The organism is Dietzia sp. IBK-p2-16D (assembly GCF_057773085.1).
On record NZ_JBYMTL010000007.1, the window covers coordinates 140,095 to 159,436 of the forward strand.

Here is a 19,342-nt window from a genome sequence, read left to right on the forward strand (position 1 = left end):
TGGGTCCGACGTCGGTATGGATCGCCATCTACGACCCCTTCGGCGGGACGATCTGCAGATACATCGCCGTGAGGATGAGATTGGCGAAGAACAGCAGGAGGAATGTGAGGACGACGCCCAGGTTGACGGCATCGCCGACTCCCTTGGGACCGCCCTTGGGGTTCATGCCGCAGTACGAGGACACGACTCCGGCGATGAGGCCGAATACGAGGGCCTTGATCGAGGACATGATGAAGTCCGGCAGCTGGGCGAGCGCCCCGAAGGACATGAGGTAGGCGCCCGGGGTGCCACCCTGCAGGAGGATGTTGAACACGTAGCCCCCGGCGATGCCGACGATCGACACCAGACCGTTGAGCAGGACCGCGATGAGCATCATGCCCAGCACGCGGGGTACCACGAGGCGCTGGACCGGGTCGATTCCCAGCACCCGCATGGCGTCGAGCTCCTCGCGGATGGTGCGGGCGCCGAGATCGGCCGCCACCGCGGATCCGGCGGCCCCGGCGATGAGCAGGGAGGTCACGAGCGGCGCGCCCTGCTGGACGACGGCGAGGACGCCGGTCGCGCCGGTGTAGGCCTCCGCCCCGAGCTGCTGCACCAGCGAGCCCGTCTGCATCGCGACGACCGCGCCGAAGGGGATCGCCACCAGCGCCGACGGCAGGATCGTCACCGACGCGATGAACCATGACTGGCCTATGAACTCGCGGAACTGGAACGGCCGCCTGAATATGCCCCGCAACACCTCGATGAACAGACGGAACACCTTGCCGGCTTCGCCGACGGCCTGCTGGACGCCGTTGCCGACGTCCGCCGGTGCCACTCCGGATGTTCGCCTGGGCTGCTGAGTCGCACCCTCCGCCATCTGTCTCCCCCGGACTCGTCGCCGCCTCAGTTCGCCGCAGAACCGTAGTGGTCGTCGACCCCTGCCCCCGGAGCCGCGACGGCGGCGGGCTCGGTGGACTGCGACGGGGTGGCGGCTTCGGCGGCGGGAGCGGACGCCCCTGACGACGCCGCAGCCGGGACCTTACCGTTACCGTGTCCGCGCGCTGCCCACTCGGCCCGAATGGCCTCCTGGGCCTCGGGGGGCAGGGTGTCCAGCATCTCGGCGACGCGCTTCTCTCGCCGGATCTCCCCCTTGCGTTCGGGTCCGCCCGGGGTGGGCTGCATCTGTGGCGGCACACCCGTGACCTCGTCCTCGCCCGGGGAGCCGTCGTTGTGTCCCGCGTCGGCCTGCGCCTGCTCCTCGCGCATCTGTGCGTCGTCCTTCTCCTCGGACATACCGATGGGGCCGAGCTTGGACCCGCGGAGGAACTGACGCACGGAGGGCTCCTCGCTCGTGAGCAGGACCTCTCGAGGACCGAACATGACGAGGTTCTTGCGGTAGAGCATGCCCAGGTTGTCCGGGACGGTGCGGGCGAGGTTGATGTTGTGCGTCACGATGAGGATCGTCGCGTCGATCTGCGCGTTGATGTCGATCAGCAGCTGCGCGAGGTAGGTCGTGCGCACGGGGTCCAGGCCGGAGTCGGGCTCGTCGACGAGGATGATCTCCGGGTCCAGCACGAGCGCCCGGGCGAGACCGGCGCGCTTGCGCATACCGCCCGAGATCTCGCCCGGCAGCTTGCCCTCTGCGCCGGTCAGACCGGTCAACTCGAGCTTTTCCATGACGATGTCGCGGATCTCGGACTCGGACTTGCGGGTGTGCTCCCGCAGCGGGAACGCGACGTTGTCGTAGAGGTCCATGGACCCGAACAGCGCGCCGTCCTGGAACAGGACCCCGAACAGCTTGCGGATCTCGTAGAGCTCCTTGGCGGTGCACTGGAGGATGTCCGTGCCGTCGATGATGATCTTGCCTCGCTCGGGGCGCAGGAGGCCGATGAGCGACTTGAGGAATACCGACTTACCGGTACCCGACGGACCGAGCAGGGCACTGACCTCACCCTCGGGAAGGGTGAACGTGACGTCCTCCCAGATCTTCTGCGAACCGAAGGACTTGGTCAGACCCTCTACGGAAACCTCGACACCCACGTCAACCACTCCTCACTGCAGCCCCTGATCTGTGGCCACGGTCACTGTAAACTACCGCTCCGGCGGTGTGCTTTGTTACATGCCGTGGAAAAGTGTTCCGTTATCGACGTCAGCAGGCGGGCGGGCCGGGAGATCCGCGGGAAATGCCGCAGGGGCGGCCCGGCGAAGTCGCCGGGCCGCCCCTGGTGAAGCGGTGGTGCGTCAGATCACTTGAGGGTGACCTTCGCGCCAGCCTCCTCGAGCTTGGTCTTGGCGGCCTCGGCGGCCTCCTTGTCGACCTTCTCGATGATTGCCTTGGGGGCGGACTCGACGAGGTCCTTGGCCTCCTTGAGGCCCAGGCCCGACACGAGCTCGCGCACGACCTTGATCACGCCGATCTTCTTGTCGCCGGCCGACTCGAGGACGACGTCGAACTCGTCCTGCTCGGCGGCGGCCTCGCCACCGGCAGCCGGGGCACCGGCAGCGGCGACGGCGACCGGAGCGGCCGCGGTGACCTCGAAGGTGTCCTCGAACAGCTTCACGAACTCGGAGAGCTCGAGAAGAGTCATCTCCTTGAAGGCCTCGAGCAGCTCGTCGTTGCTGAGCTTCGCCATGGTGGCGTCCTTTCTGTTGGTCCCGGTGCCGTCAGACGGCCCGGAAGCATGTGGGGTGTGTCAGTTCTTCTTGTCCTGGAGCGCCGCGAACAGACGTGCCAGCTGCGAAGCGGGCGCGTTGAACAGGCCGGCGGCCTTGGCCTGGTTGCCCTTGAGGGCACCGGCCATCTTCGCGAGCAGGACCTCGCGGGATTCGAGCTCGGCGATCTTGTCGAGTTCGGTGGCGGACAGCGGGGCGCCGTCCATGACACCGCCCTTGATGACGAGCGCCTTGTTGTCCTTGGCGAAGTTCTTGAGCGCCTTGGCGGCGTCCACGACCTCACCGGTGACGAACGCGATGGCGGTGGGGCCGGACAGGAGGTCGTCGAGACCCTCGACTCCGGCTTCCTCAGCCGCACGCTTGACCAGGGTGTTCTTGGCCACGGTGTACGTGGCCGCGTCACCCAGCGTCTTGCGCAGCTCGGTGACCTGCGGAACGGAGAGTCCGCGGTACTCGGTGACCACGGCGGTCGTGGAGTTCTGGAAGTGCTGCTTGATCTCCTCGACGGCCTGGACCTTTGCGGGCTTTGCCATGTTTCGCCTCCTTTCTGCATCATCTCGCCCGAGAAAACACGAACGCCCCGTGCGCAGGCGGCACGGGGCGTGGAAGAGCTGGCACGGATCCTGGGGATCCACTGCACATCCGACGCTGACCGGTGTTCTCCTGCGCGGGCCGTCCGGGCGCTCCCGGACCCTTCGACCACCCCCGGCGGGAGCAGCGACCTGCGGTCTTCGGTGAAACTTGATCAGGTATCCGAGGGCAGGACCCTCGGACGTTCAAACTTCGGCCCCAAGGATATAGCCGGCGGACGGCACACGCCAAATCGGCCCGGGGGCGGTGAATGGCGGCACGCTCGGCTTTCTGACACATTGGTGCGGTGTCCCCAACCCCGTCTCGCCTCGCCGTCATCTACAACCCCACCAAGGTCGGGGTCGACGAGGTACGCCGCCGCGCGGAGGAGCGGGCGTCCAGGCACGGATGGACGGACCCCGTCTTCTACGAGACCACCGAGGAGGACCCGGGCACGGGCCAGGCTGCGCAGGCCGCCGCGGACGGTGTCGGACTGGTGATCGCGTGCGGTGGCGACGGCACCGTGCGCTCGGTGGCCCAGGGACTGCTCGGTACCGCTGTCCCGATGGGCGTGGTCCCACTCGGCACCGGCAACCTGCTGGCCCGCAACCTCGACATCCCCCTGGACGACATCGATCGTGCGCTGCGAATCGCCATGGGTGGCCGGAGCCGGGCCATAGACATCGGCGAGGTCCGCTACACCGACGGGGACGGCGCGTCCCGGGACGACGTGTTCCTCGTGATGCTCGGAGCCGGCATGGACGCCGACATGATCGCGGGCACGGACGACAGGCTGAAGGCGCGGGTGGGCTGGCTCGCCTACGTCGGCGCGTTCGCCAACACGCTGTTGCACGGTCACCGCATCAGGGTCGAGTACGCCCTCGACGACGGGTCGCCGATCCAGACCCGTGCGCGCACCCTCCTGGTGGCCAACTGCGGAATGCTGCAGGCGGGGATGGTGTTGCTGCCCGACGCCGTCATCGACGACGGTCTCCTGGACGTTCTCGCGCTGCGCGCCAAGGGCCCTCTCGGGTGGGCGCAGGCGGGTGCGGTCCTGGCCCATCACACGTTCCAGCATCGCCTCAAGCCGATCCTGCGGAGGAGTCCCACCCCGGAGAGCGAGAGGGAAGAGCATCGGACCCGACCCCTGGATTTCCGCCAGGGGGTGGGGGTCACCGCGCGGATCATGGAGAAGCCGGCCTCCTTCCAGATCGACGGCGAGGACTGCGGCTCCGTGACCGATTTCTCCGCCCGGATCAAGCGGAGGGGGCTGACGGTCCGGGTCGCCGTCTGACCCGCGCCACCCGGCCCGACCGGTTCAGGCCTCGCCGCGCAGCAGTAGAGCCAGGACGTCGTGGATCTCCTCCACGGTGGGCACGGGCAGGGCTGATCGCCCGTAGACGAACCCGATGCCGGCGTACACCAGCACCCCGGCGCGGATACGAGCTCCCCGTTCGGAGAACCCGAGTTCCACGAACGCGTCGTGGACCACCCGCAGGATGCGCTGGTCCAGCTCCGCCACCGCCACGGCGACCGTCTCGTCCGCCCTGGCCCACTCCCGGATCGCGGCCTCCCCCTCCCAGGCCCGGGATTCCACCAGCATCGCGCTCATGGTCTCCAGCCGCTTGTCGGGCGGCATCGCCTCCATCGAGACCAGTCCACGGGCGGCGTCCATCTCCTGCGAGAAATACAGTCTGGCGACGGCGGCCATGAGGGCGTCGAAGTCGGCGAAGTGCCAGTAGAAGCTGCCCTTCGTGACGCCGAAGTCCGCGCACAGCCGGCTGATCTTGACCGCGGACCTGCCCTCGGTCATGAGCAGGTCCAGCCCGGCGCGGGCCCAGTCCTCCGCCGAGAGACGCCCCGTCCGGGGACCGCTCGGCCGGGCGGACCACGTCGACCCCTGGGTCATCGGCCCGCCCCACCGTGTCGTGTCATCATCGTCGTCACCCTACGTCGGCCCGAGCGCCTCCACGACCTGAGCACGGGAGTCCGGGTCTCTCCCGAGTTCGCCGTGCCACACCGGGAGACCTCGGGCGAACGGTCCCGCGACCCGCACCACCGTCCCCGGCGGGGACTGCTCCAGCGGCGGGTGGACCAGCAGGTCGACCGGCGAGACGATGTCGGTGTAGGCCACCCCGGGCGTACGCAGACCGTCGGAGTGCAGCCGGGCGAGGAGATCCGATCCGCGCACCGCCTCCCGGCAGCCCTCGCAGATCGGGTCCATCCAGGTTCGCTCCCACGCGAGGATCGGCTCGAAGACCCCCGCGGCGCGGCTGAGATCCTCGACGTCGGCGATCCCGAGCACGTTCGTACCGTTCCAGACCGGCCCCAGCGTGACCAGCGCACTGATCGGCGGGATTGTCGGACCCACGAGCTGGACGGCACGCTGCACCACGAGTCCACCCACCCCCTTGGCCACCACCGCCACGGGCTCGGACACCGGCGTTGCGGAGGTCCAACCCCGGCTGCGGGCGAGCTCCGCGGCCGCGGCGTCCACGCCGGTCAGTCCACCGACGGGGAGCGGGACGTCACCCGGGCGAGGACGTCCCCAGTCGACGGCGACGGGGCACCACCCGGCTGACCGCAGGTCGGCGACGAGCAGATCCCAGTCCCGTGGTGTTCCCGTCAGGTCGTGGACCAGCAGCACCTCGGGGCCCGTGCACGCCTCCCGCTCCGTCGGAGCCGCGTTCGCCGTCGTCGGCGACGACACCGCGAGGAGCAATGTCACGCCTAGGACTTTCATCCTCCTGCGCCAGCGCATCTCCCCTCGAGCCCCTTCTCCCCCGCTCACTCGGTGAACCCCACTTCCAGACCATACCGTAGGGTACTGTGACTCGCGTCATAGCAACGGGAGGTCAGATGGTGGGGTTCGGTGTCGGTACTCGCGGCCCGGTGGTGACGCGGCGGAGGGTTCTCGGCACCGCGGCCGGGGTGGCGGGCATGGGTCTGGTCGGCGCGTCCGCCACGCGCGCGCAGATCGGCCCGGGGTCGGTCGGGCCGAGCCCGCTCCTGTTCCACTCCCCCGACCTCGAGCCCTACGTGGACGATCTCCCCCGCCCGGAGGTCCTACGCGGTGAGAACCTGGGCCTGACCGCTCGGACGGGTAGACATCGCTTCCACCGGGACCTCCCGGCGACGCTGACCCTGGGCTACGGCGCGGCCGGCTACCTGGGTCCTCTGATCGAAGCCCGCGCCGGGGTGCGGACGACGCTGACCTACCGCAACGAGATCTCGGCCCACCCCCACGCCGCCGACATCGACACGAGCCTGCACGGGTTGTCGGAGTCGGTGCGGACGCGGGTTCCCACATCGCTGCATCTGCACGGCGGGGTCACCGAACCCGCCAGCGACGGCCATCCGGAACAGATGTCCCTTCCCGGACAGGGCCACGTGCACCGTTTCGACAACCGGCAGGAGGCGGCCGGACTCTGGTACCACGACCACGCCATGGCCATCACCCGGCTCAACGTCTACGGCGGCCTCGCCGGCGGTTACCTGCTCCGCGACCGGTTCGACACCGGCCGTCCGGACAACCCGCTGGGGCTGCCCGCCGGCGAGTTCGAGATCCCACTGGTCTTGCAGGAGAAGATCGTCCGCCCCGACGGCGCGGCGTCCATGCGTTCCACCCCGATCGTCCCGGCGGGCCACTGGGAGGGCGGGGCGGTCGGTGATGTCGGGCTGGTCAACGGCGTGATCTGGCCCGACGCCGAGGTCGCCCGCGGGCTCTACCGGCTGCGCATGGTCAACGCCGCCTCGTTCAGCAACTGGATGCTGCACCTGTCCCGGCCGCTGGCCATGTGGGTGATCGGGATGGAGGGCGGCCTACTGCCCGCGCCCGCCAGGGTGGACCACTTCCGGCTGGGGCCGGGCGAGCGCGCGGATGTGCTCGTCGACTTCTCGACACTGGCACCCGGCGAGACCGTCGAGTTGCTCAATTCGGAGGAGGCGGCGCCCCAGGCCGCCCAGATCGGAGCGGTGAAGCTCGGGAGCCTCATGCGATTCCGGGCCACGAACGCCAGGGGCCACACGGGCCCGGTCCCGACGACCCTGCGCGGTGGCCCCGGCCAGCCGCCCGCGCTCGCGCCGATCACCCGGGCACCGGCGGTGCGCAACGTCTCACTGAGCCAGACCGGCGATATCCGGATCCCCCCGTCGATGATGAGCCTGAACAACCTGCGGTGGTCCAGCGAGCAGATCGAGTTGCCGCGCCAGGGTTCGGTGGAGATGTGGAACATCGTCAACGCCACCCCGGACCCGCATCCGATCCACATCCACCTGGTGCACTTCCGGGTGCTGTCCAGGCAGGCGATCGACACCATCGCGATGTGCCTGAGACAGCCGCAGCCTCCCACGGGCATCAAGTGGACCCCGGACCCCGACCCCTACGTGGTGGGACCCGTCCGTGCGCCCGAACCGTGGGAGACGGGGATGAAGGACACGGTCATCGCCGATCCCAACTCCGTGACCAGGGTCCTCGTCCACTTCCCGACCGCCGATGAACTCGGGTTCGACCCCGACGCGACCTTCTCCGCAGCGGTGTCGATCGGTGGACACGCCGGCGGCGGACACGGCACCGCCGGGCACGAGGCCGGTGGGCACGGCACCGCCCACGCACCCGGAGCGGGACCACGGATCGACCGGCTCGGAGGCGACTACATCGGGTCCGTCGCTCCCCCGGCAGCCCACCACCGCCCGGACACGCTGCAGGGATACGTGTGGCACTGCCACATCCTCGACCACGAGGACCACGACATGATGCTCCGCTACAGGACGGTGACCTGATGCCCCCCGAGACGATGCACACCCAGGACCCGCCGGCCGGGACCACACCCGTCGACCACTTCCAGAGGATCCCGTACCAGCCGGCCGACGACGGCCGGATCGAGATGCACTCGGGGCTGTCGCGTCATTATCCGACTCTCCACGCCAATCTCGTGGAGCTGCCGGGGTCCTCGCGTCGCCGCGGGGTCATCATGTGCCACCCGGCGTCGAACTTCCTCAGTCATTTCCTCCTCGCCGCCCTCGCCCGTGCGGATCAGCCGGCCATGGGCCTCAACACCCGGTACGCCAACAACGAGCCGGCGCTGCTCATGGAGCGGGCCGCGGCGGATCTCGGCACCGGTATCCGGTGGATGCGTGAGGAGCTGGGCTTCGAGAAGGTGGTCCTGCTCGGGTTCTCCGGCGGCGGCTCGCTGGCGACGTTCCATCAGTCGCGCGCCCGGGGAGTCGAGGCGGCCGACGCCGTGATGCTCGTGGGGGCGCACCCCGGTCGGGCGCGGGTCCTGCGGCACTGGATCGACCCGTCGGTCACCGACGAGGACGACCCCTGGTCGGTGGACCCGGAACTGGATCTGTTCGCCGCGGGGCGCAGCGCACCCTTCGACCCGGAGTGGGTGGAGCGCTACCGGGCCGCACAGTCGGAGCGGATGCGTCGGATCGACAGGCGGGCCCTCGAGGCCCTCGAGCGCCTCGAGAAGGAGGGCGGGTCCGACCGCGGGTTCGTGGTCCACCGGACCACCGCCGATCCACGCTTCCTCGACCTGACCCTGGACCCCAGTGATCGCGAGGCGGGCTCGATGTACGGCGACCCGGCGGCGGCCAACACCGCGGCCGGAGGGCTCGCCCGCTTCGTCACCGCCCGCAGCTGGCTGAGCACCTGGAGCCCGGAGCACACCGCCGCCGACGCGCTCACCGACCTGACCCGCATCACCGACCCGACCCTCGTGATGAGCCTGCTCGGGGACCAGGCCGCGTTCGCCGAGGAGTCCCGGCTCATGGCGGCCTGCTCGGCGGACCCGAGGGTCGAACTGGTGGAGATGCGCCACCTCAACCACTACCTGGTCGACCAGCCCGAGGGCCTCGACAGCGTCATCTCCGGGCTCCTCACATGGATGGACACCCGGCTCAGCGGCTCACCCGCACCACACACCGCACAGGACGAGGAGGGACTGTCATGACCAGCACCGACCGGGACTCCGTGACCATCGAGATGGGTGACGAGGTCGGCATCCACCCCGACCGACCGGCCGTCCCCGAGGGGGTCCGCTGCCCCACCCGGTTCGCCTACTGGGAGGGCCGGGAGAATCCCGCCTTCAGGCGTCTGCGCTCGGCCGTGCTCAAGGTGACCGGGTTCGACCTCCTGCCCACCGACGAGCAGGCCGCCGCCGTGTGCGCGGACCTGTTCTCGGGGGATCCCGTCGCCGAGCGGTTCGTCGACGAGGTGTACCACGGCGAGACGGGTCCCGGGGAGACGCGGCGGATGCTGGACAGGGCCCTCGCCGACGGCATCGACTCGGTCGAGGGCGCGCCGGACTCGATGCGCGAATTGTTCGCGGAGTTCGAGACGGTCCCGGACTGGGTTGATCCGGACCTCATCGAGGAGGGTGCCAGGATCTGGCGGCGCTGGGGGACCATGCTGTTCAGCTTCGCCGGTGCCGAGACCCTGGAGATCTACACCGAGTCCGCGGTGGCCACGCCCCTGTCGCTGGCGGGCGGCTACGCCGGGGACAACGCCCTCCGGCGATTCCTCGAGACCTGCCGGTTCTGGATCGACGTATCCGAACCGGGAGCACTGCTCCGGCCCGGTTCGCAGGGGCGGGCCACGGCGATGAAGGTCCGCGTCATGCACGTCTCGGTCCGCTCCCGGGTCGCCTCCCACGGGGAGTGGGACATCGGGAAGTGGGGGCTGCCGATCAGCCAGTCGTACATGGTTCTCACCCTCATCGCCGGCTCCGTCACGCCCGGGTTCGGACTCTGGGCGCTCGGGTACCAGACCACCCTGCGCGAGATCCGGGCCCTGATCCACTTCCAGAAGTACATGGGCCATCTGCTCGGGGTGCGCATGCGGTGGTACCCGGAGACCATCGCCGACAGCATCCGCATGCTGCTCATGGCGATGCTCTCCCGCTCGCACGACTCGGGACAGCACGGCCGCGAGCTCATCGAGTCCTACCCACAGGCGTTCGCACCCCGCGAGGGCCACACCGGCCTGCAACGCCTCCGGGAGCACTACAACTTCCGGATCAACTCGGTCTACTCGGCGATGTACATGGCCCCGGGCACGCGCCGGAGGTACCGGATGCCCGCCGCGCTGCCGTGGGCGCTCATCCCGGTGGTCCGTTTCCCACTCGTCACGGCCGTCGAGGTCGCCCGCCGGGTGCCTCCGATCGGCCGGGTGCACGAGCGCGTCATGTGCTGGCACCGCGAGAACTGGTACCGCGCCCAGATGGCCGGCCGCGAGGCCGCCTTCGACGCCTCCGGTGCCCTGCGCCGCTGATGCCCGGACCGCGCACCGCCCGTACCCCTGTCACCGCCCCTTCCCGCCGCCTACCCGATCAAGAGAGTTCCCCATGCCCCTCCTGCAAGGTCCGTCCCTGAACATCGTCGAGGCCTGGAACGGCCCCGGCCGCCGCGACGGCCACCTCACCGACGTCGCCCCCGCCGACAACGCCGCCCACCTCGACTCCGACAAGCAGTCGTTCGAGCACTGGTATTTCGACGCCCACCTCGACGACGGCCGGATCGTGGTGGTCATGCTGCAGAGTCGCGAGCTCGTGCGGCGCCGGCCCGGCGTGGAGATCCACCTCTACACCCCTGACGGGCAGCGCAGGGAGTCCAACCGTCACCACACCGACGCCGAGCTCGGCGTCTCGACCGAGAAGGTCGACGTGACGATCGCCCACCACAGCGCCGTCCTCGTCGACGAGGTGGACGGCCTGCCCGTCTACCGGGTCAGGGCCGAGCAGGACGGCATCGGCGTGGACCTGACCTTCCACGCCGAGGTCCCGGCGTGGATGCCCGGTCGCGGCCGCACCAGCTACACGGACCGGGAGTACTTCGCGTGGTGTGTGGGCGCGCCCCGGGCCCGGGTGGAGGGCACCGTCACCGTCGACGGCCGTGCCGAGCAGGTGAGCGGCCGCGGGTACCACGACCACAACTGGGGCGTCGGGGACATGAAGCGCATCATCTCCAAGTGGTACTGGGGGCGCCTCTACACCGACGAGATCTCTCTGGTCTACGCCATGGTGCAGACCACCGCGCGCTACGGCTCCCACTGGTCCCAGCCGATCATGGTGGCCCGGGGGCGCGAGGTCGTGCTGTCCGAGGGCGAGGTGGACATCACCGAGGGGCCGGCGGTGTACGACGCCGTCGCCGACCGCTCGTACCCGTCGTTCCTGCGCCTCGAGGTCCCGGGGAAGATCGACCTCACCCTCACCGTGCGGGAGATCGTCCACGCACACGATCTGCTCTCCGACATTCCAGTGGTGGGTCGCCCGCCACTGAACAAGCTGGTCAAGAAGGCCGTCGGGCACCCGGGATACTTCCGGTTCCGCTCCGACTTCGACCTCACCGTGACCATCGACGGTAGGCAGGAGACCCACACCGGACAGACCCTCCACGAGATGGTCGCGCTGTCGTGAGCCCCGACAGCACCTCAGCCTCGGGCGTCCCGAGACTCGACTACCTGCACGGTTTCGCCGGCCACCACCAGACGGAGGCCGAACCGGGCGCGCTGCCACGTCGCCAGAACTCGCCGCAGCGCGCCCCCCTCGGCCTCTACGCGGAGCAGCACTCCGGCACCGCCTTCACCGAGCCGCGGGCGGTCACGCGCCGCACCTGGAGCTACCGCATCCGGCCGTCGGTCGCCCACACCGCCTTCCGCCGGCGCGCCGGGCTCGACGGCTGGCAGGCCGCACCCTCGGCCGCGGGGATCGCCTCCCCCAACCGGCTGCGCTGGAACCCGCCGCCGGTGCCCGCCCCGGGGGTCGACTTCCTCGACGGGATCCAGACCTACGGGACCTGCGGCGACGTCGGACAGCGCACCGGCGTGGGCATCCACTGGTACGCGGCCTCGGCGTCGATGACCGACCGCTACATGGTCGATGCCGACGGCGAGCTGCTCATCGTGCCGCAGGCCGGGCCGATCATGCTGCTCACCGAGTTCGGACGGCTCGTGGTCTCCCCCGGCGAGTTCGCCGTGATCTGCCGGGGCGTGCGGTTCCGCGTCGACCTGCTCGGTGAGACCGCCTCGGGTTACGTGCTGGAGAACTACGGTGCCGCACTGACCCTGCCCGAACTCGGCCCGATCGGCGCGAACGGCCTGGCCGACGCCCGCCACTTCCGCTACCCCACCGCCTGGTACGAGGACCGTGAGGATCCCGTCGAGCTGTGGCAGCGGTTCGGGGGTCGCTGGTGGTCGGTCGAGCTGGACCACTCCCCGCTCGACGTGGTGGCCTGGCACGGCAACCACGCCGCGTACGTGTTCGACCTCGACGACTTCTGCCCCCTCAACACCGCGCTGTGGGATCACCCGGACCCGTCCGTGTTCACGGTCCTGACCTCACCGGGTCCGTTCGAGGGGCAGGCGAATGCCGACTTCGCGGTGTTCGGCGACCGCTGGGTCGTGGCCGAGGACACCTACCGGCCTCCGCACTTCCACCGCAACCAGATGTCCGAGTTCATGGGGCTGGTCCGCGGCTCCCACGACTCCAAGGCCGAGGGATTCGTCCCGGGCGGGGCGTCACTGCACAACCAGTGGTCCGCGCACGGTGCCGACCGCGAGACCTTCGAGATGGCCGGCGAGGCGGACCTGGTGCCGCAAAAGCTCACCGGCTCGCTGCCCTTCATGTTCGAGACCAGGTTGGCCCTGGCGGTGACCGACTCCGCCATGGTCGCCGGCCACCGTCAACCCGACTACGACTCGTCGTGGACCGGGATAGAGCGTCGCTTCCGCCGCGGATGACCTCGCCGTCGTCGTCGAAGTCGTCACCACCCCGACCCACCCGTCCCGCCACCACCTCGTTCCACCACCACCCTCTATAGGAGTAAAGCAATGACCGCGACGTTCCCCGAAGTAGCACCTCTGACCCTCCCCGACACCGGGCTACGCATCGGCGGCCGGGCCGTCGCCCCCGCCGCCGGCGGGACCCTCGACGCGGTCAACCCGGCCACCGAGGAGCGGATCACCGGACTCGCGGCCGGCACCGCCGTGGACGTGGACCGGGCCGTCGCCGCCGCCCGGGAGTCGTTCGAGTCCGGGGTGTGGTCGCGCATGCCCGGTGCCGAACGGGGGCGGATCCTCATGCGCGCCGCCGACCTCATCGAGGAGCACGCGGGCGAGCTGTCCACCCTCGAGACCACGGAGATGGGCAAGCTCTACCTGCACACCGTCGGTGGGGACATCCCCGCCGCCGCCGGGGTGTTCCGCCACTACGCCGGCTCCGCCGACAAGATCTACGGCCAGAGCGCGCAACTGCCGAACGTCGGCGACCAGCGTCGGTTCGGGTTCACCCTTCGTCAGCCCCTCGGGGTGGTCGGCGCGATCACGCCGTGGAACAACCCCACCGTGGTGGCGTCGTGGAAGGTCGCCCCGGCCCTCGCCGCCGGGTGTTCGGTGGTGCTCAAGCCCGCCGAGGACGCCTCACTGGCCCCGCTGCGCCTGGCCGATCTGCTCGCCGAGGCCGGAGTGCCGGACGGGGTGGTCAACGTGGTCACCGGTACCGGGGAGACCGCCGGCGCCGCGTTGGCCGCACACCCGGGCGTGGACAAGATCACCTTCACCGGTAGCCCGCGCGTGGGGCGTCAGATCCAGATGCTGGCCGGGGACAGGTTCCGCAAGGTCACTCTCGAGCTGGGCGGCAAGGCCCCGCAGCTCGTCTTCGGCGACGCGGACCTGGAGTCGGCCATGCCGTGGATCGCGATGGGCAATTTCTACCACCAGGGCCAGGTCTGCGCGGCCGGCACCCGGGTGGTGGTGCATGAGTCGATCGCCGATCAGGTGGTCGAGGGACTGGCGGAGTTCGCGCAGTCCTCGGTGGTGGGCGACCCGTTCGATCCCGCGAGCACGCAGGGCACGATCGTCAGCCAGCGCCAGTTCGACCGGATCATGGGGTACATCGACGCGGGCCGGGCGGAGGGAGCCGAGCTCGTCACCGGCGGCGGCAGGGTGGGCGACCGCGGCTACTTCATCGAGCCGACCGTGTTCCGCGGCGACAACTCGCTGACGATCGCCCGCGAGGAGATCTTCGGCCCCGTTGCCACGGTCATCACCTTCTCCGACACCGACGAGGCCGTGCGCATCGCCAATGACACCCCCTACGGGCTCAACGCGTTCATCTTCTCGCGCGACCTGTCCACCGTGCACTCGGTGATCCCGCAGCTGCGGGTGGGTACGGTCTGGGTCAACGGCTGGGGCGTGCCGGACCCGTCGCTGCCCTGGGGCGGCCGCGAGGCCAGCGGCATCGGGCGCGAGCTCGGGGTGAGCGGCCTGGAGGCCTTCACCGAGGAGAAGACCGTGCACCTAGGGTTCTGAGAACACCGACCCGCGGGACGAGGAGGCACCGGACGTGACAGAGGGTGTGGGCGAACAGGGCGCGGAGCAGGCGCGGACGGGCCCGTTGGCCGGGATGCTCGTGCTGGAACTGGGCACCCTCATCGCCGGGCCGTTCGCCGGCCGCCTCCTCGGGGACATGGGCGCCCGGGTCATCAAGATCGAGGACCCCGGCCGCCCGGACCCGCTGCGCACGTGGGGCCAGGGCGAGCGTGACGGTCGTCGCCACTTCTGGACCGTCCACGCCCGCAACAAGGAGTCCGTCACCCTCGACCTGCGCTCGAACGAGGGCGCGGCGCTCTTCCTCGACCTGGTCGCCCGCGCGGACGTCGTGGTGGAGAACTTCCGCCCCGGCACGCTGGAGAAGTGGGGGCTGGGCCCGGACCGGCTGCACGAGGTCAACCCGGGCCTGGTGATCGGGCGGGTGTCGGGCTACGGGCAGACCGGGCCGCAGGCCACCCGCGCCGGGTACGCCTCAGTCGCCGAGGGCGTGTCGGGCCTGCGACACCTCAACGGTTTCCCAGACATGCCCCCGCCGCGCATGGCCCTGTCGATCGGCGACACCCTCGGTGGCATGTTCGCCGTCCAGGGGATCCTCGCCGCGCTGCTGGCCCGCACCACCACCGGCCGCGGCCAGGTGGTCGACGTCGCGCTCACCGAGTCGTGCCTGGCGGTGCAGGAGTCGGTGATCCCCGACTACGACGCCGCCGGGGTCGTGCGCGGCCCCTCCGGAACCCGACTGGAGGGCATCGCGCCGTCCAACCTGTACCGCGCCGCCGACGGGCCGTGGGTGATCATCGCCGCCAACCAGGACACCGTGTTCCGTCGGCTGTGCGCCGCGATGGGGCGTCCCGACCTGGCGGAGGATCCCCGCTTCGTCGACCACTCCGCGCGCGGGGTGCACCAGGACGAGATCGACGCGATCATCGCCGACTGGGCCGCCGAGCGCACCGCCGAGCAGATACGCGAGACCCTCGAGGCCGCCGGCGTGGTGGTGGGCCCGGTCAACACCGTCGCGGACGTGGTGCGCGACGAGCAGTTCCTCGCCCGCGACATGATCGTGCCGCACACCGTGCCGGGCGTCGACGACACCGTGCTCGGCCCCGGCGTGGTGCCCGTCCTCGGCGACACCCCGGGGTCTGTCAGGCGCGGTGGGACGCCCGAGCCCGGCTTCGACAACGCCGCCGTCTACCGCGACCTGCTCGGCATCGACGCCGATCGCCTGTCCGACCTGGCCGCCCGCGGTGTCATCTGACCCGCCGCGCGGAGCGGCCGGGAGGCGTCCGGTCCTGACGACCGTGCTGGTGGTGGCCCTGGTGCTCGCCGCCGCGATCGCCGTGGCCGTGCCGGCGTCGTCGGTGTGGGCGCGCCGCGCCGCCGACGCCGACCGCGCGCGCCTGACCTCCGTCGCCACCGAGGTCGCCGTACTGCTGTCGTCACTGTCCACCGGCGACGCCGAGGGCTCCCTGGATCGGCTCACCGCCCTGGGTACCGGCCGGTTCCGCGAGGAGGTGACCGGACGACGGGCGGAGGTACTACGCCTGGTCGACGACGACGAGGTGCGCTCCAGCGCGCGGGTGGTCGCTTCCGGGGTCGAGCAGGACGTGGCCGTCCGCGGCATCCTCGACGGTGGGCTCGTCGACAGCGGGGACGAACCCGCACGGGCTCGCCTGCTGGTGGCGGTCCGGTCCGAGGTGAGCAACACGCGGACCGAGGCCGCGCACGCGGGATCCGAGGCGCGCGGCGATGCCGGTGCCGACGACGTCGACGACACCGGTGAGGGCGACCGTGCCGGCGAGCGGCTGTGGCGCTGGCGGATCGAGGCCGTGATCGAGGACGGCCGCGCCGTCGTGGCCTCGGCCGAGGTGGCGGTGTGAGGGCGAGGTCAGCCCCGGGGCAGGGTCCAGTCGAACTCGCGGCCGTTGCCGTGCGCACCGGCCGAGGCCCGCGACCGCGAATCCTCGCCGAGCTCGCCCAGCATGCGATCGGATGCTGCGACCAGCTCGTGGAACCGGCCGGGGTCCAACCAGTCGGGGCGCAGGGCGAACAGCACGTCCTCGGTGGCCGTGTTCCCGGACGCGCCGGGGGCGAACGGGCAGCCCCCGAGGCCGCCGAGCGCCGCGTCCACCATCCGTGCCCCCGCGTCCACGGCGGCGAGGGTGTTGGCCACACCCATCCCCCACGTGTCGTGGCCGTGAAAGACGATCCGGCGGTCACCAGCCGGCTCGACAGCGGCGGCGACGAGGTCGCCCACCTGCCGCGGGTGCGCCTGGCCAAGAGTGTCTGCCAACACCACGTCGACGGTGCCCTCGCCGCGAGGGTCGGCGACCAGCTCGAGCACGCGCGCCGGATCGACCGGCCCGGTGATCGGGCAGGTGAACGTGGTCGCCAGGCAGAGCTGGACGGTGCCGCCCACCGCCGCGGCGGCCTCGACGGCCTCCGGGAGCGCGTCCATGCTGGTCGCGGTGTCGCGGCCGATGTTGGCCGTGTTGTGCTCGTCGGTCACCGACAGGCAGTACTGGAACCGGCGGACTCCTGCGTCCGCGGCCCGGCGGACGTGGCCCGGGGTCGCGACCCACACCCAGCAGCGGTCGCGTTCGGACTCGTCGAGGGCACCGACGACGTCGAGGGTGTCCGCCAGTGCCGGGACGAGGTCCGGCCGGGCCATGGACCCCACCTCGAGCTCCGGGACCCCGAGGCCGAGCAGGGTCCGCACGAGTTCGACCTTGGAGGTGGTGGACAGCCTGCCGTCGGTGAGCTGGAGCCCGTCGCGCAGGGCGACGTCGCGGACGGCGACGGAACTCGTCGGGTGCGTGGTCATGGGGTCATCCTCCCGTATCGGCGTGCGGCGGGGGGCCTGACATGGCGGTCGGCGGCACGGTGAGCCGCGCGCGGGTCAGGACCGTCCTGGTCGTGCTGCTGGTGGTGCTGGCGGTCGCCGCGGTCGGCCTGACCGTGGTCGACCGACGGGCCGCGGAACGGCAGCGGCTGGCCGCCGGTGCGGTGGCCGCGGCGGAGGCCGCCTCGCTGGCGGTCCTGGACTACCGGCCCGAGACCGTGGCCGGGGACCTCGCCGCCGCGGAGCCCCTCCTTGCGCCGCCGTTCCTCGACCGTTTCCGCGAGCAGAGCAGACTGGTCACCGTGCCTCGCAGTACCGCCGGCCAGGTGGCCTCCTCGGCCCGTTCGGCGGGCTCGGCTCTCGCGGGGCTGGACGGGGACGACGCGCTCGTCGTCGTCTTCCTGGACCGCCACACGGTCGGCGCCGACGGCATCCCCCATGTACTCCAGACCGTGGTCGAGGTGGGGCTGGTCCGCGACGGGGACCGGTGGCTGGTCTCGGGGTTCACGCCGCGCTGACCGCGGAGACGGCCGCTCCTCCGCGGGGGTCGCACCTGGGGCTCGCACATCCGGGGCGTGTACAACCGGGGCTGGCGTCACCGGCGCGGACATCGACGCCGGCTCACCGGGGCGGGGACAGCAGATCACCGACGTCCACCGGGCCGGTCGGACGGTCGAACGCCGAGACCCCCGCGCCGGCGGTGGGATACACACCGGTGCCCCGGTCGTACGAGCGCGGCGTGGCGACCACGGAGACCCCCGCGGCCCCGGCCTTCTCCCGGCACAGCGTGACCGTGGCGGCACGGACCCCGGGGTACTCCATGCACGGCATGTTGCGGGCGCCCCGCACCGCGACGGGCGAGTCCTCCGGCACCTTGCAGTACAGGTCGCGGGGCGTCTCGGGCACGTCGAGCTCGGTGGGCGAACGCCGCTGGTCGGCCGGCAGGAATCCTGTGGTGCACGGCGGCGGGTCGTTGTAGCTGTTGACGAAGAAGGTGTTCTGGGCGGGCATCGCGTCGTCGGAGTTGGGCAGCGCGGCCGACTGGGTGGAATCCATGATGGCCGGGAAGAGCACGAGGATCTGCTCGATCGACGGCGTGTACACGGCCGCGACCTGCTCGACGGTCACCAGGTTGGACAGCAGCAGCGGCCACGTCGGCGACAGTTCCTGGAAGGCCCTGATCGTCTCGCCCGCCGCGGCTGGCGCCCCGGCGATCACCCCGCGCAGCGCCGGGTCGGCGGCGGCCACGTCGCCCGCCACGCGGTCCACCGCCGCGGCCCACTCGCGCACGTCCGGCGACGACGCGGCCTGGGCCTCGAGCAGCGGCGCCGACTGGCGGAGCAACGCCGCCCACTGCTCGCGATCGCGTCCGGCACCCTCGGCCAGCAGGGTGAGCGCGTCGACGGAGGAGGACAGATCGCGTCCCGCGCCGCCGACGCCGCGCGAGGCCTCGTCGACGAGTGAGGTCAGTCGCGCCGGTCCGACCGAGTCCAGGGTGGCCTCCAGCAGGTCCACGGTCTCGGCCACCGACACCGGCGGGCGGACCCGGTCGGCGCTGATGACGTCGCCGTCGGAGAGGTGGGGGCCGCCGGTCGCTTCGGGGACCAGGTCGACGATGAGCTCCCCCACCGCCGACATCGCGCCGACGTACGCCGTCGCGTCGGCGGGGATCCGCGCGTCGCCGTCGATCAGCAGCGTCGCCCGCGCACCGGCGGGGGTCATCTCCAGGTGATGCACGCGCCCCACCTCGACCCCGCGGTAGAGGACGTTGGCCCGTGGGTACAGCCCGGACGCGTCGCGCATCTCCAGCGTGACCTCCACGCGGCCCCATCCGAGGTGCTGTGGGATGCGGGCGAACGAGAACACCACCAGCACAAACGCCACGGTGCCGACGAGCACGAACGCCAGCAGCTTGAGCGCCATCGTGCGGTCGGCGCCGCTCATCCCCC

General features: G+C 71.0%; 18 protein-coding genes. 10 read left to right on the forward strand and 8 right to left on the reverse strand.

Features of this window, described 5'->3' with window-relative positions; genetic code table 11:
- Positions 1-28: 28 nt before the first annotated feature.
- The 4 genes from AC3DE3_RS14975 to rplJ all read right to left on the reverse strand — a co-directional run bounded on the left by AC3DE3_RS14975 (position 29) and on the right by rplJ (position 3,188).
- Positions 29-859 carry an MlaE family ABC transporter permease gene (locus tag AC3DE3_RS14975; protein ID WP_260488499.1) on the reverse strand — a complete coding sequence of 277 codons (831 nt, stop codon included), beginning with the start codon at positions 857-859 and terminating at the stop codon, positions 29-31.
- A gap of 26 nt (positions 860-885) precedes the next feature.
- Positions 886-2,022 carry an ABC transporter ATP-binding protein gene (locus tag AC3DE3_RS14980; RefSeq protein WP_488370485.1) on the reverse strand — a complete coding sequence of 379 codons (1,137 nt, stop codon included), beginning with the start codon at positions 2,020-2,022 and terminating at the stop codon, positions 886-888.
- A gap of 206 nt (positions 2,023-2,228) precedes the next feature.
- On the reverse strand, positions 2,229-2,615 hold the full coding sequence (gene rplL, locus AC3DE3_RS14985) for a 50S ribosomal protein L7/L12 (protein WP_260488501.1): 387 nt from the start codon (positions 2,613-2,615) through the stop codon (positions 2,229-2,231).
- A gap of 60 nt (positions 2,616-2,675) precedes the next feature.
- Positions 2,676-3,188, reverse strand: a complete 513-nt coding sequence (rplJ, locus tag AC3DE3_RS14990) for a 50S ribosomal protein L10 (RefSeq protein ID WP_260488502.1) — start codon at positions 3,186-3,188, stop codon at positions 2,676-2,678.
- Between the two features lie 344 nt (positions 3,189-3,532).
- Between rplJ and AC3DE3_RS14995 the strand changes: the two genes are divergently transcribed.
- Positions 3,533-4,519: a diacylglycerol/lipid kinase family protein gene (locus tag AC3DE3_RS14995; RefSeq protein ID WP_488370486.1), complete on the forward strand. Its 987-nt coding sequence runs from the start codon at positions 3,533-3,535 to the stop codon at positions 4,517-4,519.
- 24 nt (positions 4,520-4,543) lie between these two features.
- Here AC3DE3_RS14995 and AC3DE3_RS15000 read toward each other — a convergent pair whose 3' ends face one another.
- Together AC3DE3_RS15000 and AC3DE3_RS15005 are read right to left on the reverse strand one after the other, a co-directional pair.
- Entirely contained in the window at positions 4,544-5,134 is a 591-nt protein-coding gene (locus AC3DE3_RS15000; protein ID WP_488370487.1) for a TetR/AcrR family transcriptional regulator, read from the reverse strand.
- Positions 5,135-5,173: 39 nt separating this feature from the next.
- Positions 5,174-5,953: an esterase/lipase family protein gene (locus tag AC3DE3_RS15005; protein WP_260488505.1), complete on the reverse strand. Its 780-nt coding sequence runs from the start codon at positions 5,951-5,953 to the stop codon at positions 5,174-5,176.
- Positions 5,954-6,054: 101 nt separating this feature from the next.
- Between AC3DE3_RS15005 and AC3DE3_RS15010 the strand changes: the two genes are divergently transcribed.
- From AC3DE3_RS15010 to AC3DE3_RS15045, 8 genes are all read left to right on the forward strand, one after another.
- Positions 6,055-8,007, forward strand: coding sequence for a multicopper oxidase family protein (locus AC3DE3_RS15010; protein ID WP_488370488.1), 1,953 nt, complete (start codon positions 6,055-6,057; stop codon positions 8,005-8,007).
- Entirely contained in the window at positions 8,007-9,182 is a 1,176-nt protein-coding gene (locus tag AC3DE3_RS15015; protein WP_488370489.1) for an alpha/beta hydrolase, read from the forward strand. The genes AC3DE3_RS15010 and AC3DE3_RS15015 overlap by 1 nt, the downstream gene beginning before the upstream one ends.
- 32 nt (positions 9,183-9,214) lie before the next feature.
- A complete protein-coding gene (locus tag AC3DE3_RS15020) occupies positions 9,215-10,501 on the forward strand; it encodes an oxygenase MpaB family protein (protein WP_396119753.1) in 1,287 nt (428 codons plus the stop codon).
- 73 nt (positions 10,502-10,574) lie between these two features.
- Entirely contained in the window at positions 10,575-11,645 is a 1,071-nt protein-coding gene (locus AC3DE3_RS15025) for a lipocalin-like domain-containing protein (protein ID WP_488370490.1), read from the forward strand.
- Positions 11,642-12,967 (forward strand): homogentisate 1,2-dioxygenase, encoded by a 1,326-nt coding sequence (hmgA, locus tag AC3DE3_RS15030; protein ID WP_488370491.1) that lies wholly within the window; start codon positions 11,642-11,644, stop codon positions 12,965-12,967. Before AC3DE3_RS15025 ends, hmgA begins: the two co-directional genes overlap by 4 nt.
- 90 nt (positions 12,968-13,057) lie before the next feature.
- Positions 13,058-14,536 carry an aldehyde dehydrogenase family protein gene (locus tag AC3DE3_RS15035; protein ID WP_488370492.1) on the forward strand — a complete coding sequence of 493 codons (1,479 nt, stop codon included), beginning with the start codon at positions 13,058-13,060 and terminating at the stop codon, positions 14,534-14,536.
- A 94-nt stretch (positions 14,537-14,630) separates the two neighbouring features.
- Entirely contained in the window at positions 14,631-15,809 is a 1,179-nt protein-coding gene (locus AC3DE3_RS15040) for a CaiB/BaiF CoA transferase family protein (protein WP_488370561.1), read from the forward strand.
- Positions 15,799-16,431 (forward strand): hypothetical protein, encoded by a 633-nt coding sequence (locus AC3DE3_RS15045; RefSeq protein ID WP_488370494.1) that lies wholly within the window; start codon positions 15,799-15,801, stop codon positions 16,429-16,431. The genes AC3DE3_RS15040 and AC3DE3_RS15045 overlap by 11 nt, the downstream gene beginning before the upstream one ends.
- Before the next feature lie 8 nt (positions 16,432-16,439).
- On the opposite strand, the gene AC3DE3_RS15050 is transcribed toward AC3DE3_RS15045, so the two are convergent.
- Positions 16,440-17,375, reverse strand: a complete 936-nt coding sequence (locus AC3DE3_RS15050; RefSeq protein ID WP_488370495.1) for a beta/alpha barrel domain-containing protein — start codon at positions 17,373-17,375, stop codon at positions 16,440-16,442.
- A gap of 41 nt (positions 17,376-17,416) precedes the next feature.
- On the opposite strand from AC3DE3_RS15050, the gene AC3DE3_RS15055 reads away from it, so the two are divergent.
- Positions 17,417-17,911 carry a hypothetical protein gene (locus AC3DE3_RS15055; RefSeq protein ID WP_488370496.1) on the forward strand — a complete coding sequence of 165 codons (495 nt, stop codon included), beginning with the start codon at positions 17,417-17,419 and terminating at the stop codon, positions 17,909-17,911.
- A 103-nt stretch (positions 17,912-18,014) separates the two neighbouring features.
- Here the strand turns inward: AC3DE3_RS15055 and AC3DE3_RS15060 are convergent, their stop codons facing one another.
- Positions 18,015-19,337: an MCE family protein gene (locus AC3DE3_RS15060; RefSeq protein WP_488370497.1), complete on the reverse strand. Its 1,323-nt coding sequence runs from the start codon at positions 19,335-19,337 to the stop codon at positions 18,015-18,017.
- Positions 19,338-19,342 lie beyond the last annotated feature (5 nt).